The organism is Nocardioides candidus (assembly GCF_041321175.1).
Lineage (GTDB): Bacteria > Actinomycetota > Actinomycetes > Propionibacteriales > Nocardioidaceae > Nocardioides.
Genome location: NZ_JBGGWC010000003.1, coordinates 526,828 through 549,584 on the forward strand (window position 1 = coordinate 526,828; position 22,757 = coordinate 549,584).

Genomic DNA, 22,757 nt, shown 5'->3' on the forward strand with positions numbered 1-22,757 from the left:
GTCCCTACGCCACCATCAGCGCCGCTACCTCAAGTCAGTACCAGTACGCCACGATGACGCTCGCCTCCGGAACCCCCCAGGACGGCTTCTACCGCGCCATCTTCAACATGCCCACCAACGCGACCCGCGGCACGTGGAACATCCAGGTCTACGGGGCCTCCGACGCGGCCTCCAATCACATGGAACAAATGAGCTCGCAGTTCACGATCACTGGTTAGTCCCCACAGAGTTCCCAGAATGTCCAAGAACGCTGAGCGGCCACCAACGGTCGATCTCGCGTTTGCGCTGGTCAGACACACGTAGCCACCGCAAGCAATCGCGCGGGTTCCGAACCCGGCTTACAGGTCGGCCCGTCCCCTGTCGTCGGCGCCTTCGCACTCTCGCTCTCCGTCGAGGCGACGGCGCTCACAGGGACCGCATGGTGGTGATGTTGGTGCCGTGCTCCGGGTCGGGCTCACTCCTGCTCGTCTCGGCGAAGCCCAGCTTGGCGAGGACGCGGAGCGAGGCGGTGTTCCAGTCCCAGACGGTCGCGCCGAGGCGGTCGTGGCCGACGGACCGCGCCCACGAGAGGACGGCTTCGGCGGCCTCCGTGGCGTAGCCGTGGCCCCAGTGCCGCCGGAGCAGCTCGTAGGCCAGCTCGGGAGCGCCGTCGGTCTCGGGACCGCCCTCGACCAGGCCGCAGTAGCCGATCACCTCGCCCGACTCCGCGAGCTCAACGGCCAACAGACCGAGTGAGGTCGGCGGCGCGGCGGCACGGATGCCCTCCTCGAAGTCCGCGACAGTCGGCCGCCCCTCGGCGTCGATCCGGCGCCGCGCCGGCACGCGCGGGTCGCGCTCGGTCCACAGCTCGCGCTGGATCGCGGCCTCGGACACGCGCCACGGCCGCAGCAGCAGCCGATCGCTCCGAAGCACGAGGTCGGCCATGACGGACACCCTGCCACCGCGATCGAAACCGAACAAAGTTCGATCCAGGTCTTGCGTTGCGGTTCGAACATACGTACGATTGGAGCATCTCGGAAAGGTCATCGTCATGGTCGCAGCACAGCTCACCCACCACCCCCTGGTGGCATGCGTCGAGCAGGTGAGCGCGGTGTTGAGCGAGGTCTGCGACTACGAGCCGCTCTACCTCGACACCGACGCGAAGAAGACCGTGCTGCTCGGCATCGCCGAGGCCGAACGCCGCCTGGCCGGGCTGAAGCTGAAGACCATGGCCGCGGCCGGCGATGTCGCCGAGGACTCCGGCGCCCGCGACGTCGCCGCCTGGACCGCCGCCCACACCCGCGCCGAGGTCCGCCCGCTGCGGCAACAGCAGAAGCTCGCCCGCGCGATCGACGACCACTGGGCCCGGGTCGGAGCCGCCATGACCGACGGCACCGTGTCTCTCGAGCAGGCCCTCGTCATCGTCCGCGGCCTCGAGGCGCTGCCCGACCACCTCGGCCTGGAGGTCATCGCCGACGCCGAAGCGCGCCTGGTGGACTACGCCCGGACCTGCAACCCCACCGAGCTCGCGCTCCTCGCCGACCGGATCCTGTTCTACGTCGCCCCCGAGATCGCCGAGGCAGAAGAAGCCAAACGCCTCGAGGAAGAGGAGCAGCAGGCCCACGACAAGACCACCCTGCGCACCAAGCGCCTGGGCCACGGCTGGACCCGCACCACGATCATCCACCCCGACGCATCAGCCGACCGGCTCCAGACCTACTGCGAAGCCTTCACCAGCCCCCGCAAACGCGACGACGCTCTCGGTGGCGAAGAGGACCGCATCCCCTACCCCCGACGGATGGGCCTGGCGTTCGGCGCGCTGCTGGAGCACCTCGACCCCGCCCGGCTCCCCGCCCACGGCGGCGACGCCACCACCCTGCTGGTCACCATCCCCCTGGCATCACTGCAGACCGACCTCGGCGTCGGTCACGGCCTGTCCGGCGCGACCGACCTGTCCGCCAGCCAGATCCGGCGCCTGGCCTGCACCGCCAAGATCATCCCCGCCGTCCTCGGCGCCCGCAGCGAGATCCTCGACCTCGGCCGCACCCGACGCCTCTTCTCCCCCGCCCAGCGCAGAGCCATGGCACTTCGCGACAAGACCTGCCGGGCCGAGGGCTGCACCATCCCCGCGACCTGGACCGAAGCCCACCACCTCAGACCCTGGTCCCAAGGCGGCAACACCGACCTCGACGACGGCATCCTCGCCTGCAGCCACCACCACCACCTCCTCCACAACCCCCGCTACACCTACGAGGTCCGTCCCGACGGCAGGATCCGCTTCCACCGCAAGCGCTGAGGAGCGTCCAGCGCTCCTCTCATCGGGCCAGACCGCTGGCCCGAACTGATCATCTTCACCCGGTTTCCCGGACGCGCGAGCGCGCGGAACCTACGTTCGCGGACATGAAGATCCTCCCCAAGCTCCTGGCCGCGTCGGCCATCGTCCTCGCCGGACTCACAGCCGCTCCGTCGGCGGCGATCGCCGCCCCCGCCGCCCACCACGAGAGCTCCGCCCAGCGCACGCACCACCACCACCACTGCACCCGGACGTCATCGGGCTCCTGCATCCGAGGCGGCGAGTTCTGCCCGCAGGCGTCGTACGGCCACTCCGGTTGGGACGCCCGCGGCCGCCGTTACGTCTGCAAGGGCGACCGCACGCACCCGCACTGGATGCGCCCCTGACCACCGTCACCCCGACGGGCCGAGCTTCCAGTCGGCCATCACGTGGCACTCGCCGGCGCCGTACCAGTGCAGCTCGAGGCGGTCGGCGCGACACGTCGCGGGCAGTACGCCGGCAAGGGCCGCGCGGGTGCTGTCGACCGTCACCTGCGGTGAGCGCTGGTCGAGGGTCACGTGGGGCTCGACGCCGTACAACCCCTCGTAGGGCGGGCACTGCGGGAAGGCCTCCCACAGTGCGTGCGTCAGCGCGGCGAACGGCGCGGCGGGCGAGGGCGGCACGTGGATGCAGCCGTTGGCGAACTCCCGCACCTCCGTGAGCCGGAAGTCGACAGGGGCGGCCGCGGCCGCGATCGTCCCCACCTGCGCGAGGTCGGCGGACGTCGGCGCAGGAAGGAAGGGTGCGAGCACGGTGAGGTGCGCGTGCGTGAAGTCGGGGTCCGTCGACACCCAGGTCGGCTCGTAGTGCTCCCACCGGGCGCGGACGTAGGGCTCCAGCTCGGGCACGGGAACCACCAGCACCGCGTGGCCCGTCCATCCCGTCACGGCGAGATCGTGGCACGGCGATGCGGGCGATAGGTTCCCGGCATGGCCGAACCGACCGGAATCTCCGTCCCTCCCCCGGACCCGACGGCCCACGCCGCCGCGGCCGAGCGCCTCGCCGGCCTGGCGACCCCTGCGGGTGCCCTGGGCCGGCTCGGCGACCTCGCGGTCTGGCTGTCGGCGACGCAGGGTGCGGTGCCGCCGCGGCCCTTGGACGACGTACGGCTGGTCATCTTCGCCGGGGACCATGGCGTGGCCCGCCACGGCGTGTCCGCCTACCCGCCGGAGATCACCGGCGCGATGGTCCGCACCTTCGTGGCCGGCAAGGCCGGCGTCTCCGCGCTCGCTGCCGCACACGGTGTGCGGGTGCGGGTGCTGGACCTCGGCGTCGACGACGACCTCGACGGCGTGCCCGACGACGTCCGCGCCCACAAGGTGCGCCGTGGCAGCGGCGCGATCCACCTCGAGGATGCCCTCACCGCCGCGGAGACCCAGCAGGCGCTCGCCGCCGGCCGGGCGGTCGCGGACGAGGAGATCGACGGCGGGGCGCAGCTGCTGCTCAGCGGCGACATGGGTATCGGCAACACCACCCCCGCGGCGGCGCTGGTCGCAGCCGCCCTCGGCCTGCCGGCCGCCGAGGTCACCGGACGCGGCACCGGCGTGGACGACCCGACCTGGTCGCACAAGGTCGAGGTGGTCCAGCAGGCGCTCGACCGCGCGGGCGACCGGACCGACGACCCGCTGGAGACCCTCACCGCCCTCAGCAGCGCCGACCTCGCCGCCACCGTCGGCTACCTCGTCCGCGCGGCCGAGCGCGGCGTGCCCGTGCTGCTCGACGGCCTGATGTCGGTGGCGTGCGCGCTGACGGCCGACCGACTGGCGCCGGGTGCTGCGGCCTGGTTCGCCGCCGGCCACCGCTCCACCGAGCCCGCGCAGTCGCTCGCGCTCGCCAAGCTCGGCCTCGAGCCGGTGCTCGACCTCGGCCTCCGCCTCGGCGAGGGGTCCGGCGCGGTCGCGGCGGTGCCGGTGCTGCGCTCGGCGGTCGCCGTGCTGCGCGACGTGGCGCTGCTCGCTGACCTGTTGCCGCCCGAGTGAGCCCCCGTTGACCGAGCGCGGACCTGCCGTCGTGGGCCGCAGCCTGCGACTGGCCGTCGGCACGCTGACTGCCATCCCGGTGCCGGCCGTGGTGCGGGTGACGCCCCGCACGGCGACGGGCGCGATGGTGCTCGCCCCGCTCGCCGTCCTTCCGCTCGGCGCGCTCGTCGGCGCGATCGTCTGGGCGGGGGGCCGGGCGACCGTCCCGCCGCTGGCGACGGCGGTCGTCGCTCTCGGTGTCCTCGCGCTCGGCAGCCGCGCGCTGCACCTCGACGGCCTCTCCGACGTCGCCGACGGACTCACGGCCTCCTACGACCGTGAGCGGTCGCTGGCGGTGATGAAGAGCGGTACGGCGGGGCCGGCCGGCGTCGTCGCGATCGTCGTCGTGCTCGGGGCGCAGGCCGCCGCGCTGGCGTCGTACGTCGACGACGTGCGCGGCGCGGTCGTCGCCGGCCTCGCGGTGTGCGTCTCCCGCGCGGCGCTCTGGATCACCTGCGCCACCGGTGTGCCGGCCGCCCGCCCGGACGGGCTCGGCTCGACGTTCACCGGTCGGGTGCCGGGATGGTGGACCCTGGTCGGCTGGGTGGGCCTGGCGGCTGCCGCCGCGCTGGTCGACAGCTGGCGCGGACCGCTGGCCGTCGCCCTCGCGGCACTCGTCGTGCTCCTCCTCGTGGCGCGCGCGGTCAAGAGGTTCGGCGGGGTGACGGGCGACGTGTTCGGCGCCGCGATCGAGCTCGCCCTCGCCACCTTGCTGATCGCGCTGTCGGGCGCCTGATTGCGGCTGGTCTGCGTGCTCGGCGTGCGACCTAGAGCCGCAGGACCCGCCCGGCGACGACCAGGTGCACCTCGTCGGCGACGGCGGCGACGCGCTGGTTGATCGTGCCGAGGTGGTCGCGGAAGAGGCGGCCGGAGCGGTGCTCGGGCACCACGCCCAGCCCGACCTCGTTGGTCACGACGACCACGGTCGAGGTCGCCGCGCGCAGGGCCGCGACCACTCCGCGGGTGCGGCCCGCGACGAGAGCGTCGATCTCCTCCGCCGAGCCCTCCCAGAGCCCCGCCTCCGAGAGGACGGCGTCGAGCCAGGTGCCGAGGCAGTCCACGAGCACCGGGCCGGTCGTGTCGGCGAGGACCGCGGCGAGGTCGCTGCTCTCGACCGTCGACCAGGACGCCGGCCGGCGCTCGCGGTGCCGGTCGATGCGCGCCTGCCAGTCGGCGTCGTCGTAGGTCGGTCCGGCAGCGACGTACGTCGTCGTCGGCTCCTCCGCGAGGAGCGCCTCGGCGTGCGCGGACTTGCCGGAGCGGACGCCGCCGGTGACCAGCACGACGCGCCGCTCAGCCAAGGTGGAACTCCACCTTCCGGGTCGCCAGGTCGGCGGTGACGAGCCGCACCTTCACCTCGGTGCCGAGCGGGAGGTCGCCGTCGCTGGTGACCGGCGCCTCGACGCCGATCGAGGACAGCATCACCACGCCCTTGTGCGGGTCGTCCTCGCGCACGCTGGTGACCACGCCCTCGAAGTCCTCCCCCACCCGCGCCGACAGCAGCCCCGCCTCGATGACGTCGAGCACCGCGCGCTCGTAGGAGCCCGCGCGGCGGCCGGCCTCCTGCATCGTCCCCGGCAGGTCGGGCAGGGCCGAGCGCACCCAGTCGGGCACGGGTCGCCCGGCGCACAGCGCCACGCAGACCTCGCCGGCGTAGCGGTCGCCGAGGCGTCGCAGGGGCGCGGTGACGTGGGCGTACGGCGCCGCGATCGCCGCGTGCACGTGGGGCTCGGGCACCTCACCGTCGAACGCGGCGTAGCCGCTCCCGCGGAGCAGCCGGGTGCACGCGACCACCATCGCCTGGTGGGCCGGCTTGCTGGTGTCGAGGGAACGGATGAACTCCGGGTAGCCCTCCTGCTCCGGCCAGGAGATGCCGAGCCCCCGGGCCACGTGGTGCAGCCGCCGCACGTCGCGCGGGTCGGCCTTCGGCAGGGTGCGGAGCAGCCCGACCTTGCCGTCGATCATCAGCCTCGCCGCGGCCATCCCGGTGAGCAGCGAGATCTGGGCGTTCCACAGCTCGGCGGGCAACTGCTGCCGGAACTCGAGCCGGAAGTCGCCGTCGGCGGCGACCTCGACCTCCTGCTCCGGCAGCGGCAGCGAGATGCCGCCGCGGTCCTGCTCCTGCTTCTCGCGCAGCATGCCCACCTCACGGAGCAGCTGGAGCACCTCGCCCGCGGAGCCGTCGTCGAGCGCGCGCTGCGCGGCGTCGTACGCCCATCGCTCGCGGGAGCGGACCAGCGCGCGCTCCACCGTGACGTCGGTCAGGGAACCGACGGCGTCCAAGGAGATCGACCACAGCAACGCGGGGCGCACCTGGTCCGGCAGCAGCGACGCGGCCGCCTCGGAGAGGGCGGGCGGGTGGAGCGGGATGCGCGTGCCGGCGCCGTAGAGCGTCTCGCCGCGGCGGTGCGCCTCGAGGTCGACCGGGTCGCCCGGGTCGACGAACGCGGCCACGTCCGCGATCGCGTAGTGCACGACGTAGCCGTCGCCGGCGCGCTCGAGGTGGAGCGCCTGGTCGAGGTCCATCGAGCCCTCGGGGTCGATGGTCAGGAACGGGATGTCGGTGCGGTCGAGCCCCGGCAGCGTCGGCGACGCGGCGTCCCGCTCGGCGGCCGCGGTCACCTCGGCGGGGAAGTCGCCCGGCAGCTCCAGCTCGGTCTCCACCTCGGCCAGGGCCGCGCGGAGCGCGTCGGAGCCCTCCTTGACCCGCACCACGAGATTGCTCGGCATGAGACAGACCCTAGGCCACCGGACCTGGCATCCTTCTCACCCCGCTCACCGGCCCTGACCACCGCAAGGGGCGCGCACTAGGCTCGGAGACCATGTTGATCCTGCTGCCGCCGAGTGAGGGCAAGTCGGCCCCGGGCCGGGGTCGCCCGCTCGAGCTGAAGGAGCTCTCGCAGCCGTCGCTGACGCCCGCGCGGGAGCGCGTGCTCGACGCCCTGGTGACACTGTGCCGCGACGATCCCGACCACGCAGCCACGGTCCTCGGACTGTCCCGCAGCCAGCTCGACCTGGTCGAGCGCAACGCGTCGTTGCTCGACGCGCCGACCGCCCGGGCCGACCGGATCTACGACGGCGTCCTCTACGACGCCCTCGACCTGCCGACCCTCTCCTCCAGCGCCAAGCGACGAGCCGGCGCCCGGCTCGCGATCACCTCCAGCCTCTTCGGGATCGTCCGTCTCGGCGACCGGATCCCGGCCTACCGCCTCTCCGGCGACGCCACGATGCCGGGCCTCGGCCCGGTCGCCGGCTGGTGGCGGGACAGCCTCGGGCCCGCCGTGACCGAGGCGGTCGGCCGCGGGCTGCTCGTCGACCTCCGGTCGAGCATGTACGCCGGCTTCTGGCGCCCGCCCGCCGAACTGGCGCCGCGGGTGGCGACCGTGCGGGTGCTGCACGAGGTCAACGGACGGCGCCAGGTCGTCAGCCACTTCAACAAGGCGACCAAGGGCCGGCTGGTCCGCGCGCTGCTGGAGCACGGCGGCGACCCGCGCACGCCCGCCGGCCTCGCGGCACTCCTCGCCGAGCTCGGCTGGCACGTCGAGACCGGCGAGGCCACCAAGAAGGGCACCCAGCTCGACGTAGTGGTCACCGAGGTCTGAGGACCTACCAGCGACCACCCTCGAGCGGGGACCGGTCGCCCGGCGGCAGCGCGTTGTAGAGGCGCATCGACGCGCGGTGCCCGGAGCCGTCGGGTGCCGACGGGTCGGGGTAGAACGACAGCACCGTCACCGATGCCGGGGTCAGCTCCATCCGGAAGACCGCGTCCAGCGGCGCCTGCAGCGCCCGCGCGACGAGCGTCTTGATCGGCGTCACGTGGCTGACCACGACGACCGTGCGTCCCGCGTGGCGGTCGAGCAACCGCTCCAGGCCGGCGACGACCCGGGCCTCAACCGTGCGGAACGACTCACCACCCGGCGGCGGCGCGTCGAGGTCGCCCAGCCAGGCCTCGAAGGACTCCTTGTGCTGCTCGGCGACCTCGGCGAAGCCGAGCCCGTCCCAGGCCCCGAACTCCATCTCGGCGAAGCCGGCCTCCTCCTCGAGCGGCAGGCCGAGCTGGGCCGCGAGGATCTCCGCCGACTCACGCGTGCGGCGCACCGGGGAGGTGACCACGGCCTCGATCCGGTCCTTCATCCCGCTGAGCCAGTGCGCCGTCTCGCGCACCTGGGCGCGGCCCTCGTCACTCAGGCCGGGGTTGTCGCCGCCCAGCCCTCCGGAGAAGCGCTTGCCCGAGGTGTGCGGGGTGACGCCGTGGCGCACCAGCACCACGGTGGTCGGGGACGGCATCGGCGGCGTGCCGGCCTGGTCGACGCCGACCGTCGCGGCCGGGCTCTCGATCTCCTCGATGAGCGACTCGTCGGGCTCCTCCGGCGAGGCCGCCACGGTGACGCCGCTGCGCTTGCCGTCGAGTGCCTCGTTGGCCAGCCGGTCGGCGTGCTTGTTCAGCTCCCGCGGCACCCAGGTGTACGTCGTGCCGAACGGGGCGAGCCGGCCCGCCTCCATCGCGAGGGGGCGCATGGCGGGGTGCTTGATCTTCCAGCGCCCGCTCATCTGCTCGACGACGAGCTTGGAGTCCATCCGGACCTCGATGTCGGCGCCCGGCGCGTAGGTCTCGGCGAGCCGGAGGCCCGCGATGAGGCCGGAGTACTCGGCGACGTTGTTGGTCGCGACGCCGATCGTGGTGCCGTCCTCGGCGATCACCTCGCCGGTCTCGGCGTCCTTCAGGACCGCGCCGTAGGACGCCGGACCGGGATTGCCGCGGGAGCCGCCGTCCGCCTCGATGACGACCGACCGCGGCCCCTCCCGTCCGTCCCGTCCGTCCTGTCCATCAGGCCGGTCCGGCACCTCAGAGCCCGCTCTCGCCGGTGCGCACCAGGATCCGCTGGCACTGCTCGCAGCGGACCACGTCGTCCTCGGCCCGGGTCCGGATCTCGGCGAGCTCGGCGGGGTCCAGGCTCAGCATGCAGCCGCTGCACTGGCGCGCGCGCAGCTCGGCCGCGCCGACGCCGTTCTTGGAGACGCGCAGCTTGTCGTAGAGGCTCAGCAGCTCCGCGGGCACGTCGGCGACCACCGGCGCCCGCTCGGCGCCGAGACGTTCGAGCTCGGCATCGATCTCCGCCCGCTTCGCGTCGCGTGCCGCCGTGGCCTCCTCGAGGCGCTGCTCGGTCTCCGCGAGGTCGGTGCGCATCGCCGTGAGGTCGGACTGGGCGGCTTCGAGGTCCTCCATGACCTCGAGCTCCTCGTCCTCCAGGGTCGCGATCCGGCGCTCGAGCGTCTCCATCTCGTGCTGCATCCGCTCGAGGTCCTTGGGGTTGGAGATCAGCCCCTGGTCGATGCGGTCCTGGTCGCGCTTGCGGCGCACCTTGACCTGCTCGACGTCGGCATCGGCCTTCTCCTGGGCGGCGGTCAGGTCGTCGACGACGATCTGCTGGTCGCGGCTACGCCCCAGCACGTCGCCTCGGCGCACGGTCAGCTCGGCGATCTGCGCGTCCTCGGGCAGGTGGGCGCGCTGGTGCCGCAGCTGGTCGGCGGCGGCGTCGAGCCTCTGCAGGTCGAGCAGCCTCAGCTGCGCGGAGGGATCGGCCTTCACTGTGCCACCGTCTTCATATCCGCATTGTCCAGGGATCGGTGCACAGCGTGCTCACCCGGGTCTCCACGTCGTTGCCGAGCGCCTCGCCGAGGCGCCGGGCGACGACCGGTAGCCAGGTCCACTCCGCGGCCCAGTGCGCCACGTCGACCAGGGCCGGCCCGCCCTTCTCGACGAACTCCGCGGCCGGGTGGTGCCGCAGGTCGCTGGTGACGTAGACGTCGACGCCCGACCCCGCGACGCGGTCGAGCAGGAAGTCGCCCGCACCGCCGCAGACCGCCACGCGCCGCACCGGCCGCTCCGGGTCGCCGGCGACCCGCACGCCGTGCTCGGTCGCCGGCAGCGCAGCGGCCACCGACCGGGCGAACTCCGCCAGCGTCGCCTCCGGGAGGGAGCCCACGCGACCGGTCCCGGTCGGCACGATGCCGGGATCGGCGAGCTCGACGACGTCGTACGCCGGCTCCTCGTAGGGATGCGCGGAGAGCATCGCCTGCACCACCGACCGGCGGTGGTGCCGGGCGAGGACGACCTCGATGCGCACCTCGGCGACGGTCTCGATCTCCCCGACGGTGCCGATCATCGGCGAGGCGCCCGCCAAGGGCCGGAAGCGGCCCTCCCCCGTGCTGGAGAACGACGCGAAGTCGTAGTCGCCGATCTCGCCGGCGCCGGCCTCGGCCAGCGCGGCCCGCACCGGGGCGGCGGCGTCGCTCGGCACGTAGACGGTGAGCTTGTCGATCGGCTCGCCCGCCGCGGGGACCAGGGGCTCGAGGTCGGTGAGGCCGAGCGCCACGGCCATCGCCTCCGAGACGCCGTCGACGGCCTGGTCGGCGTTGGTGTGCGCGGTGAGGAGCGCGCAGCCGGCCCTGGCGAGCGTGGCGAGGGTGCGGCCCTTCGGCGTCGTCGCGGCGAAGCCGTGCACCGGCTTGAGGAAGAGCGGGTGGTGCACGACGAGCAGGTCGGCCTTCCAGTCCGCCGCCTCCTCGGCCACCTCCGGCGTCGGATCGACGGCGAACATCACCTTCTTCACCGACTGCTCCGGGTCGCCGAGCACGAGGCCGACGGCGTCCCAGTCCTCGGCCGTGGCGGGCGGGTACCACTCATGGATCAGGGAGACGAGGTCCGCGAGCGTGGGCATGTCCGTCAACCTACTGGGCGATCGGCGCGGCCCCGGACGGTTGGTACAGTCCTGGAGCCAGTCGACCTCCATGCACGTGGTGGTCAGGGAACCCGGTGAGAGTCCGGGACTGACGCGCAGCGGTGTGGGTGACGGGCGGAGCAAGATGTCACTGGGTCCGAGCCTGAGGGTGAGGACCTGGGAAGGCGCTCCGTGCCGAGTGATCCCGAGTCCGAAGACCTGCTGGCCCTTGCGGTGACCGCCGCGAGGTCACCGCGGGCGACGCGCAGAAGCCCGAGACCTTGCGAGGATCGCGATGAGCGCCACGTCCCCGGCCTCGGCCAGGACGCGCCCCGACCGGTGCCCCGGCGTGCTGCGTCCGTGGCCCGCCGCCGACGGGGCCCTGGTGCGGGTGCGCGTGCCCGGCGGACAGCTGCCCACGGCGTCCCTGGTGGCGTTGAGCGCGGTCGCGCGGGAGTACGGCGACGGGCTGGTCCGCGTCACCGGCCGCGCCAACCTGCAGCTGCGCGCGCTCCCCGCGGTCGACGGCCACCTCCCGGCCGCGGTCGTCGAGGCGATCGAGGCGACCGGGCTGCTGCCGTCGCGCAGCCACGACCTCGCGCGCAACATCCTCTGCTCGCCGCAGACCGGCCGCGCCGGCGGCCGCGCCGACCTCCGGCCGCTCGTCGCAGCGCTGGACCGCGCAGTCTGCGCATCGCCCGTCCTCGCGGGACTGCCGGGCCGCTTCCTCTTCACCCTCGACGACGGCCGCGGCGACGTCCGCGACCGTCACGTCGACCTCGGGCTCGACGCGGTGGACGCCCGCGCCGGGCGGGTGCGCACGGGGCCCGCGACCGGCGACGTGGTGGGGCTCGACCGCGCGGCGGACGTGCTCGTGGCGCTGGCGGAGGACTTCGTGCGGGCGCGCGGCGATCGGCCGGACGCGCCCTGGCACCTCGACGAGGAGTTCGCGGCCCGGCCGCGCTCCGTCGTACCTCTCCCCTACGGCCCCGTCGCGGGCGGCGAGCACGTCGCCGTCCCCGACGGCATCGATCCCGCGACCGCGGCCCGGTGGGCCGCCCTGACCTCCGAGGTGGTGATCACCCCGTGGCACGGCGTGCTGATCTGAGCCCCTTGGCCCCGCCTCCGCGGCGCTACGACTACGTCGCCGACGGGCCGGCGATCTACGTCGACTCGTTCGCGACGATCCGGCGCGAGTCGGACCTCTCGCGCGTCCCGGCGGCCGCCGAGAAGGTGGCCGTCCGGATGATCCACGGCAGCGGCCAGACCGACCTGGTCGACGACCTCCTCGTCCACCCCGACCTGGCCCCGGCGGGTCGTGCCGCGCTCGCGGCGGGTGCGCCCGTGCTCTGCGACGCGCGGATGGTCGCGATGGGCGTCACCGCGGGGCGGCTGCCGGCCGGCAACGAGGTGCTCTGCTTCCTCAACGACCCGTCCGTGCCCGACATGGCAGCGGCCTGGCGGACGACCCGCACCGCCGCCGCGGTGTCGCTGTGGGAACCGCACCTCGAGGGCGCGGTGGTCGCGATCGGCAACGCCCCGACGGCGCTCTTCCACCTCCTCGAGATGCTCGTCGCGGGCGCCCCGCGTCCGGCCGCGATCGTCGGCTGCCCGGTCGGGTTCATCGGCGCGCGTGAGTCCAAGGAGGCACTGGTCGCGCTCGCGGACGAGCACGACATCGACGTCCCCTACGTGACCGTCCGCGGCCGACGCGGCGGCTCCGCGATGGCGTCGTCCGCGATCAACGCGCTCGCGCAGGAGGCGGAGTGAGCACCGGCACCTTCTCCGCCGTCGGCATCGGCCCCGGCGACCCCGAGCTGATCACCCGCAAGGCCGCCCGCCTCATCGCCGCAGCCGACGTCGTGGCCTACCACGCGGGCGTCCGCAAGGAGTCCCACGCGCGCCGGATCGCCGCGGACCTCATCCCCGACGGGACCATCGAGGAGGAGCTGCGCTACCCCGTCACGACGGGCAGCACCGACCACCCCGGCGGCTACGTCGGGGCCCTGGCCGACTTCTACGACGACTGCGACGGTCGCGTCACCGCGCACCTCGAGGCGGGTCGCGACGTCGTGCTCCTGGCTGAGGGAGACCCGCTCTTCTACGGCTCCTCGATGTACCTCGTCGACCGGCTCCGCGGCCGGTTCGCGACCGAGGTGGTGCCGGGCGTGCCGGCGTACGCCGCCGCCACCGCCGCGCTCGCGCTGCCGCTCGTGCGCCAGACCGACGTGCTCACCGTGCTGCCCGGCACGCTGCCGGAGGCCGAGCTGGCCCGCCGGCTCGCGGACACCGACGGCGCGATCATCATGAAGCTCGGCCGGACCTTCCCCGCCGTCCGCAACGCCCTCGCGCAGGCGGGCCGGCTCGAGGACGCCCGTTACGTCGAGCGCGCGGCGATGCCGGAGGAGCGCTGGCTCCCCGTCGCCGACGTCGACCCTGCCACGGTGCCGTACTTCTCGCTGATCGTCGTCCCCGGCGACTCCGCGCGGGAGTCGAGCGCCCAGCGCCTCCGAGCGCCGCTCGTCGAGGTGCACGGCGCGCCGGCGCCGAGCCTCGAGACCGAGGCGGCCGCCCCGACCGCCGAGCTCCTCGTGGTGGGGCTCGGGCCCGGCCCCGACGCCTGGCTCACGCCCGAGGCCTCGGCCGCGCTGGCGGAGGTCGATCACGTGGTCGGCTACGCGCCGTACGTCCACCGCGTCCCGCAGCGCGCCGGCCTGCAGCGCCACGCGTCGGGCAACACGGTGGAGGTCGACCGGGCGCGGTTCGCGCTCGACCTGGCGTTGGGGGGCGAGCGGGTGGCGGTGGTCTCGGGCGGCGACGCCGGGGTCTTCGGCATGGCCGCGGCGGTCTACGAGGCGGCCGAGGACGAGCGCTACGCCGGCGTGCCGGTCCGCGTGCTTCCCGGCGTCAGCGCGATCCAGGCGGTCGCGGCGCGGGCCGGCGCGCCGATCGGGGCGGACTTCGCCGTCGTCAGCCTGTCGGACCGGCTGAAGCCGTGGTCGGTCGTCGAGCGGCGGCTGCGCGCGATCGCCGAGGCCGACCTGGTGCTCGGCATCTACAACCCCGCGTCGCGATCGCGTCGCGAGCAGGTGGTGGCGGCGCAGAAGCTGCTGCTCGAGCACCGCTCCCCCGACACCGTCGTGGTCGTCGGTCGCGACGTCGGCCGGGCCGAGGAGTCGCTGGAGGTGACCACGCTCGGGGCGCTCGACGCCGACACGATCGACATGAAGTGCCTGCTGCTGGTGGGCGCCTCGGCCACCCGGGTCACCGCAGGAGGTGCCGTGTGGACGCCGAGGTGGGTGCGGTGATGACCGTCGTCGGCATCGGGGCCGACGGCTGGCGCGGGCTCGGCGACGCCGCACGGGCACGCGTGCTCGGGGCCGCGGTGCTGCTCGGCTGCGAGCGCCACCTCGCGCTCGTGCCACCTGTCGACGGCCAGGTCCGCCGTGCCTGGCCGCGCCCGATGGGCGACCTCACCCCCCTCCTCCAGGAGTACGACGGCCTGGCGGTCGTCGCGCTCGCCTCCGGCGACCCCCTGCTCTCGGGGATCGCCACCACGCTGCGCGCGCAGGGTGTCGAGGTCGAGGTCGTGCCCGGCGTCTCGTCGGTCGCCCTCGCCCGCGCCCGGATGCGCTGGCCGGCGGAGTCGTGCGCGGTGCTGACCCTGGTCGGGCGTGACCCCGACGCCGTCCGCCGCGAGCTCGCCCCCGGGCGCCGGCTGCTCGTGCTGTCGTCCGACGAGACGACGCCGGCCGTCGTGGCGGGACTGCTCCGCGAGGAGGGGTTCGCGGCCAGTCGGATGGCGGTCCTCGGCGACCTGGGCTCCACCGACGAGCGGCGCGTCGACGGCACGGCTGCCGAGCTCTGGCGCGGCGACCTGCCGCGCCTGCACGTGCTGGCGATCGAGGTGGTCGGCGCACCGGCCACGGTGACGACCTGGGCGGCCGGACTGCCCGACGAGGCCTTCGAGCACGACGGCCAGCTGACCAAGCGCGACCTCCGCGCCAGCGCCCTCTCCCGGCTGGCCCCGCGTCCCGGAGCGCTCCTCTGGGACGTGGGCGCCGGGGCGGGCTCCATCGGCATCGAGTGGCTGCGCGCGCACCCGCTCACCGAGGCGGTCGCCATCGAGGCCGACCCCGAGCGGGCCGCGCGGGTCCGCCGCAACGCCGCACGGCTCGGCGTGCCGCGCCTGCGGGTCGTCGAGGGGCGGGCCCCCGACGCACTCGCGGACCTCTCGGCACCCGACGCGGTCTTCGTCGGGGGAGGCATGAGCGAGGCGCTGCTCGCCCACTGCCTGGCAGCCCTGGCGCCGCACGGACGGCTGGTCGCGCACGGCGTGACGCTCGAGACCGAACAGCTCCTCGCGGCCGCCTACCAGCGGCAGGGGGGCGAGCTCACCCGGATCGCGGTCGAGCACGCGACCGCGCTGGGCGGCATGACGGGGTGGACCCCGTTGCGGACCGTCACCCAGTGGACCTGCGGGAAGGAGGCGCGATGACCGTCCACTTCGCCGGGGCCGGCCCGGGTGCGGCGGACCTCCTCACGCTGCGCACCGCGCGACTGCTCGCGGAGGCCGACGTGGTGCTCTACCCGGGCACCTACCTCGACACCGAGGTGCTCGGCCACTGTCGCGCCGACGCCCGCCTTGTCGACACCCAGCGCCTCGACCTCGAGGCGATCACGTCGGTCATGGTCGAGGCGCACGAGGCCGGCCAGGACGTCGTACGCCTGACCTCGGGGGACCCCTCGCTCTACTCTGCGCTGCACGAGCAGGGCCGCCGGCTGGACGCCGCCGGCGTGCCGTGGGACGTGACGCCGGGCGTGCCGGCGTACGCCGCGGCCGCTGCCCTCGTCGGGCGCGAGCTCACCGTGCCGCTGGTCGCGCAGTCGGTCGTGCTGACCCGCACCCGGGCGCGCTCGACGGCCATGCCGGAGGGCGAGTCGCTCGCCGCGTTCGCCGCCACCGGGGCGACCCTGGTGCTGCACCTGGCGATCACCCGCACCCGCGACCTGATGGCCGAGGTCGCACCGCACTACGGCGCCGGGTGCCCGGTCGTCGTCGTCCACCGGGCCACCCAACCGGGCGAGGTGGTGCTGCACGGCACCGTCGCCACGATCGCCGACCGGGTCGAGGAGGCGGGCCTGCGCCAGGCGGCCGTCATCCTCGTCGGCCCGGCTCTCGCCGGCGCCGCCCTCGACGGTGAGTCCTGGCTCTACTCAGATGGAAGGACGCGCACGTGACCCACTACCCGTTCTCTGCCGTCGTCGGCGCCGACGTCGACGCACCCGGCGGCCCGGACCCGATGGCGCTCGCCCTCATCCTCACCACCGTCTCGCCCGAGGTGGGCGGCGTGCTGGTGCGCGGCGAGAAGGGCACCGCGAAGTCGACGATCGTCCGTGCGCTCGCCGCGGTGCTGCCCGCCGTCGACGGCGAGCGCCCGCGGCTCGTCGAGCTGCCGATCGGCGCCACCGAGGACCGGGTCCTCGGCTCGATCGACCTCGAGGGCGCGCTGGCGGAGGGGCGGGCGGACTACCAGCCCGGCCTGCTCGTCAAGGCGCACCGCGGGATCCTCTACGTCGACGAGGTCAACCTGCTGCACGACCACCTCGTCGACGTGCTGCTCGACGCCGCGGCGATGGGCCGGGTGACGGTCGAGCGCGACGGGATCTCGGTGGAGCGCGACGCACGCTTCGTGCTGGTCGGGACGATGAACCCCGAGGAGGGCGAGCTGCGGCCGCAGCTGCTCGACCGGTTCGGGCTGACCGTCGAGGTCGCGGCGCCACGTGACCCGGCGCTCCGCGCGGAGGTCGTACGCCGCCGGATGGCCCACGACGCCGACCCCGCCCGCTTCGCCGCGACCTATGCCGACGCCGAGGCCGCGCTCGAGGCCCGGATCGCAGCGGCCCGCAAGCGGCTGCCCGAGGTCACGCTGTCCGACAGTGCGCTGCTGCGGATCGCGGAGGTGTGCGCGGCGTTCGAGGTCGACGGGCTGCGCGCGGACATCGTGATGGCCCGGACCGCGGCGGCCCACGCCGCGTGGCAGGGACGCGAGGCCGTCGCGCTCGAGGACATCGAGGTCGCCGCGCGGCTCGCGCTCCCCCACCGGCGCCGGCGCAACCCGTTCGACAGCCCCGGCCTCGACGAGGACACCCTGGACGAGGCGCTGGGCGACGACCTGGACCCGGAGCCGGAGCCGGAACCCGACCCCGACCCACCGTCGCCGGGCGGCTCCCCCGACGATCGCGCCGCCGGCGACAGCCCCCCGCCCCCGGCGCAGGACGCGCCGAGCGACGCACCCCCGCCCGGCGACGGCAACGCCGCGGGCACGACCACCGCGGGCTCCGCGTCCACCTACCGCACGAAGCGGTTCGCGGTCCGCGGCGTCGGCAGCGGTACGGCGGGCCGTCGCAGCCGCGCGATCACGGAGACCGGGCGGCGGGTCGGTGCCCGGCGTCCCGAGGCCGGCACGGGCGCGCTGCACCTCGTCGAGACGATCCGCGCGGCTGTGCCGCACCAGGTCGCGCGAGGTCGCAGCGAAGGCCCGCTGGTGCTCCGCCCGGAGGACCTGCGGGTGGCGGTCCGCGAGGGGCGCGAGGCCAACCTGGTCCTCTTCTGCGTCGACGCCTCCGGCTCGATGGCGGCCAGGAAGCGGATGGAGCAGGTCAAGACCGCGGTGCTGAGCCTGCTGCTCGACGCCTACCAGCGGCGCGACAAGGTCGGGCTGGTGACGTTCCGCGGCGATCGCGCCGACCTGGCGCTCCCGCCGACGAGCTCGGTCGACATCGCCGCCGCCCGGCTCGAGGACCTGCCCGCGGGCGGACGCACCCCGCTGGCCGAGGGGCTCCTCGAGGCGACCAGGGCGCTCGAGCGGGAGCGGGTCCGCGACCCGCGGCGGCGCGCGCTGCTCGTGGTCGTGACCGACGGGCGGGCCACCGCGGGGCAGGACGCCCTCGGACGGTCCCGGACGGTCGCGGCGCATCTCGGCGCGTCCGGGGTCGCCGCGATCGTCGTCGACTGCGAGAGCGGACCGATGCGGATGGGGCTGGCCCGGGTGCTCGCCGACCACCTCGGCGCCGAGCACGTGCCGGTCGCCGAGGTCAGCGCCGAGGCGCTCACCTCCGTCGCCCGAGGAGGGTTGTGTGCCTGAGACCGCCCTGGAGACCGTGCTGAGGCACACGACCCCCGAGACGCAGGCGCTCTACGACGTCATCGCCCGGCGCCGCGACGTGCGGGCGGAGTTCACCGGGGAGCCGGTGCCCGACGACCAGCTGCTGCGCGTCCTCGACGCCGCCCACCGGGCGCCGAGCGTGGGCATGAGCCAGCCGTGGGACTTCGTCGTCGTCCGCGACCCGGGCGTCCGTCGTACCTTCCGCGACCACGTCGCCGCCGAGCGCGACACGTTCGCGGCCACGCTTCCCGAGGAGCGGCGCGGCACCTTCGCCAGGATCAAGGTCGAGGGCATCTGCGAGGCGTCGATGGGGATCGTGGTGACCCACGACCAGGCGCGCGGCGGTCCGCACGTGCTCGGCCGCCACGCGATCGCCGACGCGGGCCTGTTCTCCACCGTGCTCGCGATCCAGAACCTCTGGCTCGCCGCCACCGCCGAGGGGCTCGGCCTGGGATGGGTGTCGTTCTACCGCGAGGACTTCCTGGCCGACCTGCTCGGCATCCCCGACGGCGTGCGGCCGATCGCGTGGCTCTGCCTCGGCACCGTCTCCCACCTCGAGGCCGTGCCCGACCTCGAGCGGCACGGCTGGCGCTCGCGCCGGCCGCTCGCCGACGCGATCCACCACGACACCTGGAGGGCCTGATGCCGCAGGGACAGCCGACGACCGTGCCCGCGGACGGGCTCACCACGCGACAGCGGCGCAACCGGCCGTTGGTGATGGTGCACACCGGCGACGGCAAGGGGAAGTCGACCGCGGCGTTCGGCCTGGCGCTGCGCGGCTGGAACCAGGGCTGGAGCATCGGGGTCTTCCAGTTCGTGAAGTCGGCGAAGTGGCGGCTCGGGGAGCAGACGGCGTTCGAGGAGCTCCCGCCCGGCCGCGGGTCGATCGAGTGGCACAAGATGGGCTCGGGGTGGTCCTGGTCGCGCAAGGCCGGGTCGGAGGACGACCACGCGCAGGCCGCAGCGGAGGGCTGGGCCGAGATCAAGCGCCGGATCGCCGCGGAGCAGCACGACCTCTACCTGCTCGACGAGTTCACCTACCCGGTCAGCTGGGGCTGGATCGACGTCGACGACGTCGTCGAGACGCTCGCGCACCGACCCGGGCACCAGCACGTCGTCATCACCGGGCGGCGCGCGGACCCACGGTTGGTCGAGGCCGCCGACCTGGTCACCGAGATGACGAAGGTGAAGCACCCGATGGACGCCGGTCAGAAGGGCCAGAAGGGCATCGAGTGGTAGCCCTCCCCCGCGTCGTGGTCGCCGCCCCCGCCACCGGCCAGGGCAAGACGACCGTCGCCACCGGCCTGATGGCCGCGCTGCGCCGGGCGGGCCACGAGGTCAGCGGGCACAAGGTGGGGCCCGACTACATCGACCCCGGCTACCACGCGCTCGCCTGCGGCCGCCCCGGCCGCAACCTCGACCCGCACCTCGTCGGCGAGGGGCTCGTGGCGCCGCTGCTGCTCCACGGCGCGCGCGGCGCCGACGTCGCCGTCGTCGAGGGCGTGATGGGCCTGTACGACGGCCGCGTCGGCTCCCAGGGGTTCTCCTCGACGGCCCACGTCGCCGCGCTGACCCGCACCCCGGTCGTCCTGGTCGTCGACATCTCGCGGTCGTCCCGGTCGATCGGCGCCGTCGTGCACGGCATGGCGACCTGGGACCCGACGATCGAGGTCGCGGGCGTGATCCTCAACCAGGCCGGTTCTCCTCGTCACGCGGCCGAGGTCCGGGAGTCGATCGGCCTCCCCGTGCTCGGCGTCGTGCCGCGCGACCCCGATCTCGCCACGCCCTCGCGCCACCTCGGGCTCGTCCCCGCCGCCGAGCGCGCCGAGGCCGCCGCTGTGGTGGAGCGCCTGGCCGAGCGGATCGCGGACACGGTCGACCTCGCCGCCGTACTCACGCTGGCGCGGAGCGCCCCCGACCTCGACGCCGACCCCTGGGTGCCCATCGCTGGTCGAGGTCGTCCTGGCGGCCGTCCTGAGACCCCACCGACCGTCGCCGTCGCCGGGGGGCGTGCCTTCACCTTCCGCTACGCGGAGACGGCCGAGCTCCTGGAGGCCGCGGGCTGCGCCGTCGTGTCCTTCGACCCGGCCACCGACACCGGGCTCCCACCAGGGACGCGCGGGCTCTACCTCGGCGGCGGGTTCCCCGAGGTGCACGCGACGGCGCTCTCGGACAACGCCGCCCTCCGCGCCCAGATCCGCGAAGCGGTCCTCGACGGGCTGCCGACGGTCGCCGAGTGCGCGGGCCTGCTCTACCTCTGCCGCACGCTCGACGGCGCCCCGATGGCGGGCGTCGTCGACGCCGACGCCGCGATGACGGAGCGGCTCACGCTGCGCTACCCGGAGGCCACGGCCGCCGTCGACTCGCTGCTCACCCGGGCCGGGGAGGTCGTCACCGGGCACGAGTTCCACCGCACCCACGTCACCCCGCACGCCGGCCGCACGCCGGCCTGGACGATCGACGGGGAGGACTTCGGCTTCGCGACGGCGAGCCTGCACGCCTCCTACCTCCACACCCACTGGGCCGGCCACCCGCAGCTCGCCGGGCGCTTCGCCGACGCGGTCCACCGCCATGGATGACCCGCTGCGCCACCACGGCGACGTCGAGGTCGGCGACCTGCTGGACCTCGCCGTCAACGTGTACGACGGCCCTCGACCACCGTGGCTCGACGACGCCCTCCACGCGTCCCTGGCAGGGGTCGGGGACTACCCGTCGACCGAGCAGGCGGCGGCGGCCGTCGCGCACCACCACGCCCGCCCGGTCGAGGACGTGCTCGTCACCGCGGGCGCGGCGGAGGCGTTCACCCTGGTCGCGCGGCTGCGGCCCTGGCGCCGGCCGGTGGTCGTGCACCCGCAGTTCACCGAGCCGCACGCGGCGCTCGAGCAGGTCGGACACCGGGTGAGCGAGGTCGTGCTCCAGGCGCCCTTCGTCCTCGATCCCGCGGCCGTGCCCGACGACGCCGACCTCGTCGTCGTCGGCAACCCCACCAACCCGACGGGGGTGCTGCACCCCGCCGGCACGATCCGCGCACTGCTGCGACCGGGGCGGCTGGTGCTCGTCGACGAGGCGTTCATGGACTGCGTGCCCGGCGAGCCCGAGTCGCTGGCCGGTCTACGCCACGAGGGGCTGGTCGTCGTCCGCTCGCTGACCAAGCACTGGAGCATCCCGGGGATCCGCGCCGGCTACCTGCTCGGCTCCCCCGCGACCACCGCAGGGCTCGCGCGCGGACAGGTGCCGTGGTCGGTCTCCGCGCCCGCCGCAGCCGCGGTCGTGGCCTGCACGTCGCCCCAGGCGGCCGAGGAGGCGCGGAGGCGGGCCGAGGAGATCGCCGGCTGGCGCAAGGTGCTCGAGGCGGGGCTCGACGAGCTCGGCGTCCACCACCTGGAGTCGCAGGCGTCCTTCGTCCTGGCGCAGGTCGGCCACGGCGTCCACTCCCGGCTGCGGGAGCGGGGCGTCGCCGTACGGCGCGCGGACACGTTCCCGGGGCTCGACGGCTCGTGGGTGCGCGTCGCCGTACGTCCTCCGGAGACGACCGCCCGGCTCCTTGCGGCGCTGCGCAACGATGGACGGCATGACTGAACCGATCGTCGCTCTGCTCGGGACCGGGACTATGGGCATCGGCATGGCGCGCAACATCGCCGCAGCCGGGCTCGACCTCCGGGTCTGGAACCGCCACCGCGACCGCGCCGAGCCCCTCGCCGACGTCGCGACCGTCGCGGGCTCCGCAGCCGCGGCGGTCGACGGCGCCGACGTCGTCATCACGATGCTCTACGACGCGGCCAGCGTGCTCGACGTGATGGGCGAGGTCCGCGACGCGCTGCGGCCCGGTGCCGTCTGGCTGCAGCAGAGCACCATCGGCGTGGACGGCACGGCGCAGGCCGCGCGGCTGGCCGACGAGCTCGGCGTGGTGCTGGTCGACGCGCCGGTCCTCGGCACCAAGCAACCGGCGATGGACGGTGCCCTCGTCGTCCTGGCATCGGGGCCCGACGAGGTGCGGCCGAAGGTCGCTCCCGTCCTCGACGCCATCGGCAGCCGGACGATGTGGGTGGGGCCTGCCGGCGCGGGCACCCGCCTCAAGCTCGTGGCCAACCACTGGGTGTTCACGGTCCTCGAGGGCGTTGCCGAGTCCCTCGCGCTCGCCCGTCACCTCGACCTCGACCCGTCGCTCTTCCTCGAGGCGGTGAAGGGCGGCGCCCTCGACGCGCCGTACGTCCAGCTCAAGGGCCGCGCCATGCTCGACGGCGCGCTCGACCCGGCCTTCGCGCTGGGCGGCGCGCACAAGGACAGCGAGCTCATCCTCGAGGCCGCGCGGAGCGCCGGCTTCGACGCCGACCTGCTCGCCGTGATCAGCACGCACCTCGCCCGCGGGGTCGAGGCCGGTCACGGTGACCTCGACATGGCGGCCACCTACCTGACCCACTAGGGTTCTCCTGCGGGCACGAGGAAGCCGGTGCGAACCCGGCACAGTCGCGCTACTGAGATGCCACTCCTGGGAGTGGACGAGTCAGACCCGAGCGTCCGCACAACTCCACCCCAA

24 protein-coding genes and 1 riboswitch are annotated in these 22,757 nt (G+C 74.5%); of the genes, 17 read left to right on the top strand and 7 right to left on the bottom strand.

The window, feature by feature from the left end; genetic code table 11:
* A partial coding sequence (locus ACAX67_RS16820) for a hypothetical protein (protein ID WP_370705021.1) occupies window positions 1–218 on the top strand: 218 nt, incomplete at its 5' end.
* 187 nt (window positions 219–405) lie between these two features.
* On the opposite strand, the gene ACAX67_RS16825 is transcribed toward ACAX67_RS16820, so the two are convergent.
* Window positions 406–924: a GNAT family N-acetyltransferase gene (locus ACAX67_RS16825; RefSeq protein WP_370705022.1), complete on the bottom strand. Its 519-nt coding sequence runs from the start codon at window positions 922–924 to the stop codon at window positions 406–408.
* A gap of 106 nt (window positions 925–1,030) precedes the next feature.
* On the opposite strand from ACAX67_RS16825, the gene ACAX67_RS16830 reads away from it, so the two are divergent.
* Together ACAX67_RS16830 and ACAX67_RS16835 are read left to right on the top strand one after the other, a co-directional pair.
* The gene (locus ACAX67_RS16830; protein ID WP_370705023.1) at window positions 1,031–2,275 is read left to right on the top strand and encodes an HNH endonuclease signature motif containing protein; all 1,245 of its coding nucleotides are present in this window, start codon (window positions 1,031–1,033) and stop codon (window positions 2,273–2,275) included.
* A gap of 104 nt (window positions 2,276–2,379) precedes the next feature.
* A complete protein-coding gene (locus tag ACAX67_RS16835) occupies window positions 2,380–2,658 on the top strand; it encodes a hypothetical protein (protein WP_370705024.1) in 279 nt (92 codons plus the stop codon).
* Between the two features lie 6 nt (window positions 2,659–2,664).
* Here the strand turns inward: ACAX67_RS16835 and ACAX67_RS16840 are convergent, their stop codons facing one another.
* Entirely contained in the window at window positions 2,665–3,198 is a 534-nt protein-coding gene (locus ACAX67_RS16840; RefSeq protein WP_370705025.1) for a 2'-5' RNA ligase family protein, read from the bottom strand.
* 42 nt (window positions 3,199–3,240) lie between these two features.
* On the opposite strand from ACAX67_RS16840, the gene cobT reads away from it, so the two are divergent.
* Window positions 3,241–4,290 (top strand): nicotinate-nucleotide--dimethylbenzimidazole phosphoribosyltransferase, encoded by a 1,050-nt coding sequence (cobT, locus tag ACAX67_RS16845; RefSeq protein ID WP_370705026.1) that lies wholly within the window; start codon window positions 3,241–3,243, stop codon window positions 4,288–4,290.
* Window positions 4,291–4,297: 7 nt separating this feature from the next.
* Window positions 4,298–5,065, top strand: coding sequence for an adenosylcobinamide-GDP ribazoletransferase (locus ACAX67_RS16850; RefSeq protein WP_370705027.1), 768 nt, complete (start codon window positions 4,298–4,300; stop codon window positions 5,063–5,065).
* A 31-nt stretch (window positions 5,066–5,096) separates the two neighbouring features.
* Here the strand turns inward: ACAX67_RS16850 and cobU are convergent, their stop codons facing one another.
* Together cobU and ACAX67_RS16860 are read right to left on the bottom strand one after the other, a co-directional pair.
* Window positions 5,097–5,630, bottom strand: a complete 534-nt coding sequence (gene cobU, locus ACAX67_RS16855) for a bifunctional adenosylcobinamide kinase/adenosylcobinamide-phosphate guanylyltransferase (protein WP_370705028.1) — start codon at window positions 5,628–5,630, stop codon at window positions 5,097–5,099.
* Window positions 5,623–7,059: an RNB domain-containing ribonuclease gene (locus ACAX67_RS16860; protein ID WP_370705029.1), complete on the bottom strand. Its 1,437-nt coding sequence runs from the start codon at window positions 7,057–7,059 to the stop codon at window positions 5,623–5,625. Before ACAX67_RS16860 ends, cobU begins: the two co-directional genes overlap by 8 nt.
* A gap of 92 nt (window positions 7,060–7,151) precedes the next feature.
* Between ACAX67_RS16860 and yaaA the strand changes: the two genes are divergently transcribed.
* Window positions 7,152–7,931, top strand: a complete 780-nt coding sequence (gene yaaA / locus ACAX67_RS16865) for a peroxide stress protein YaaA (RefSeq protein ID WP_370705030.1) — start codon at window positions 7,152–7,154, stop codon at window positions 7,929–7,931.
* 4 nt (window positions 7,932–7,935) lie between these two features.
* On the opposite strand, the gene ACAX67_RS16870 is transcribed toward yaaA, so the two are convergent.
* From ACAX67_RS16870 to ACAX67_RS16880, 3 genes are read right to left on the bottom strand one after another with little or no spacing between them, the layout of a single operon-like run.
* Window positions 7,936–9,174 (bottom strand): bifunctional RNase H/acid phosphatase, encoded by a 1,239-nt coding sequence (locus ACAX67_RS16870; RefSeq protein WP_370705031.1) that lies wholly within the window; start codon window positions 9,172–9,174, stop codon window positions 7,936–7,938.
* 1 nt (window position 9,175) lies between these two features.
* Window positions 9,176–9,919: a zinc ribbon domain-containing protein gene (locus tag ACAX67_RS16875; RefSeq protein ID WP_370705032.1), complete on the bottom strand. Its 744-nt coding sequence runs from the start codon at window positions 9,917–9,919 to the stop codon at window positions 9,176–9,178.
* A 13-nt stretch (window positions 9,920–9,932) separates the two neighbouring features.
* Complete coding sequence (locus ACAX67_RS16880) at window positions 9,933–11,051, bottom strand: Nif3-like dinuclear metal center hexameric protein (protein ID WP_370705033.1); 1,119 nt, start codon at window positions 11,049–11,051, stop codon at window positions 9,933–9,935.
* A 41-nt stretch (window positions 11,052–11,092) separates the two neighbouring features.
* A riboswitch (cobalamin riboswitch) is annotated at window positions 11,093–11,292 on the top strand.
* A gap of 54 nt (window positions 11,293–11,346) precedes the next feature.
* Here ACAX67_RS16880 and ACAX67_RS16885 point away from each other — a divergent pair.
* From ACAX67_RS16885 to ACAX67_RS16935, 11 genes are read left to right on the top strand one after another with little or no spacing between them, the layout of a single operon-like run.
* Entirely contained in the window at window positions 11,347–12,159 is an 813-nt protein-coding gene (locus tag ACAX67_RS16885; RefSeq protein WP_370705034.1) for a ferredoxin-like domain-containing protein, read from the top strand.
* Between the two features lie 5 nt (window positions 12,160–12,164).
* Window positions 12,165–12,821, top strand: a complete 657-nt coding sequence (locus ACAX67_RS16890; protein WP_370705035.1) for a precorrin-8X methylmutase — start codon at window positions 12,165–12,167, stop codon at window positions 12,819–12,821.
* Window positions 12,818–14,359: a precorrin-3B C(17)-methyltransferase gene (cobJ, locus tag ACAX67_RS16895; RefSeq protein WP_370705036.1), complete on the top strand. Its 1,542-nt coding sequence runs from the start codon at window positions 12,818–12,820 to the stop codon at window positions 14,357–14,359. The genes ACAX67_RS16890 and cobJ overlap by 4 nt, the downstream gene beginning before the upstream one ends.
* Window positions 14,335–15,549, top strand: coding sequence for a precorrin-6y C5,15-methyltransferase (decarboxylating) subunit CbiE (gene cbiE / locus ACAX67_RS16900; protein ID WP_370705037.1), 1,215 nt, complete (start codon window positions 14,335–14,337; stop codon window positions 15,547–15,549). Before cobJ ends, cbiE begins: the two co-directional genes overlap by 25 nt.
* Window positions 15,546–16,292 carry a cobalt-precorrin-4/precorrin-4 C(11)-methyltransferase gene (locus ACAX67_RS16905; protein ID WP_370705038.1) on the top strand — a complete coding sequence of 249 codons (747 nt, stop codon included), beginning with the start codon at window positions 15,546–15,548 and terminating at the stop codon, window positions 16,290–16,292. The genes cbiE and ACAX67_RS16905 overlap by 4 nt, the downstream gene beginning before the upstream one ends.
* Window positions 16,289–18,199 carry a VWA domain-containing protein gene (locus ACAX67_RS16910; RefSeq protein WP_370705039.1) on the top strand — a complete coding sequence of 637 codons (1,911 nt, stop codon included), beginning with the start codon at window positions 16,289–16,291 and terminating at the stop codon, window positions 18,197–18,199. Before ACAX67_RS16905 ends, ACAX67_RS16910 begins: the two co-directional genes overlap by 4 nt.
* Window positions 18,192–18,863 (top strand): 5,6-dimethylbenzimidazole synthase, encoded by a 672-nt coding sequence (gene bluB / locus ACAX67_RS16915; RefSeq protein ID WP_370705040.1) that lies wholly within the window; start codon window positions 18,192–18,194, stop codon window positions 18,861–18,863. The genes ACAX67_RS16910 and bluB overlap by 8 nt, the downstream gene beginning before the upstream one ends.
* A complete protein-coding gene (gene cobO / locus ACAX67_RS16920) occupies window positions 18,863–19,459 on the top strand; it encodes a cob(I)yrinic acid a,c-diamide adenosyltransferase (protein WP_370705041.1) in 597 nt (198 codons plus the stop codon). Before bluB ends, cobO begins: the two co-directional genes overlap by 1 nt.
* Window positions 19,453–20,799, top strand: coding sequence for a cobyrinic acid a,c-diamide synthase CobB (locus tag ACAX67_RS16925; RefSeq protein ID WP_370705042.1), 1,347 nt, complete (start codon window positions 19,453–19,455; stop codon window positions 20,797–20,799). The genes cobO and ACAX67_RS16925 overlap by 7 nt, the downstream gene beginning before the upstream one ends.
* Entirely contained in the window at window positions 20,792–21,799 is a 1,008-nt protein-coding gene (gene cobC, locus ACAX67_RS16930) for an Rv2231c family histidinol phosphate aminotransferase CobC (RefSeq protein ID WP_370705043.1), read from the top strand. The genes ACAX67_RS16925 and cobC overlap by 8 nt, the downstream gene beginning before the upstream one ends.
* Window positions 21,792–22,643, top strand: a complete 852-nt coding sequence (locus tag ACAX67_RS16935) for an NAD(P)-dependent oxidoreductase (RefSeq protein ID WP_370705044.1) — start codon at window positions 21,792–21,794, stop codon at window positions 22,641–22,643. Before cobC ends, ACAX67_RS16935 begins: the two co-directional genes overlap by 8 nt.
* Window positions 22,644–22,757: the final 114 nt, after the last annotated feature.

Coding starts and splice junctions, on each gene's coding strand:
- ACAX67_RS16825 (WP_370705022.1), bottom strand. CDS start 924: ATGGCCGACCTCGTGCTTCGGAGCGATCGGCTGCTGCTGCGGCCGTGG.
- ACAX67_RS16830 (WP_370705023.1), top strand. CDS start 1,031: ATGGTCGCAGCACAGCTCACCCACCACCCCCTGGTGGCATGCGTCGAG.
- ACAX67_RS16835 (WP_370705024.1), top strand. CDS start 2,380: ATGAAGATCCTCCCCAAGCTCCTGGCCGCGTCGGCCATCGTCCTCGCC.
- cobT (WP_370705026.1), top strand. CDS start 3,241: ATGGCCGAACCGACCGGAATCTCCGTCCCTCCCCCGGACCCGACGGCC.
- ACAX67_RS16860 (WP_370705029.1), bottom strand. CDS start 7,059: ATGCCGAGCAATCTCGTGGTGCGGGTCAAGGAGGGCTCCGACGCGCTC.
- yaaA (WP_370705030.1), top strand. CDS start 7,152: ATGTTGATCCTGCTGCCGCCGAGTGAGGGCAAGTCGGCCCCGGGCCGG.
- ACAX67_RS16880 (WP_370705033.1), bottom strand. CDS start 11,051: ATGCCCACGCTCGCGGACCTCGTCTCCCTGATCCATGAGTGGTACCCG.
- ACAX67_RS16885 (WP_370705034.1), top strand. CDS start 11,347: ATGAGCGCCACGTCCCCGGCCTCGGCCAGGACGCGCCCCGACCGGTGC.
- ACAX67_RS16905 (WP_370705038.1), top strand. CDS start 15,546: ATGACCGTCCACTTCGCCGGGGCCGGCCCGGGTGCGGCGGACCTCCTC.
- cobO (WP_370705041.1), top strand. CDS start 18,863: ATGCCGCAGGGACAGCCGACGACCGTGCCCGCGGACGGGCTCACCACG.
- cobC (WP_370705043.1), top strand. CDS start 20,792: ATGGATGACCCGCTGCGCCACCACGGCGACGTCGAGGTCGGCGACCTG.
- ACAX67_RS16935 (WP_370705044.1), top strand. CDS start 21,792: ATGACTGAACCGATCGTCGCTCTGCTCGGGACCGGGACTATGGGCATC.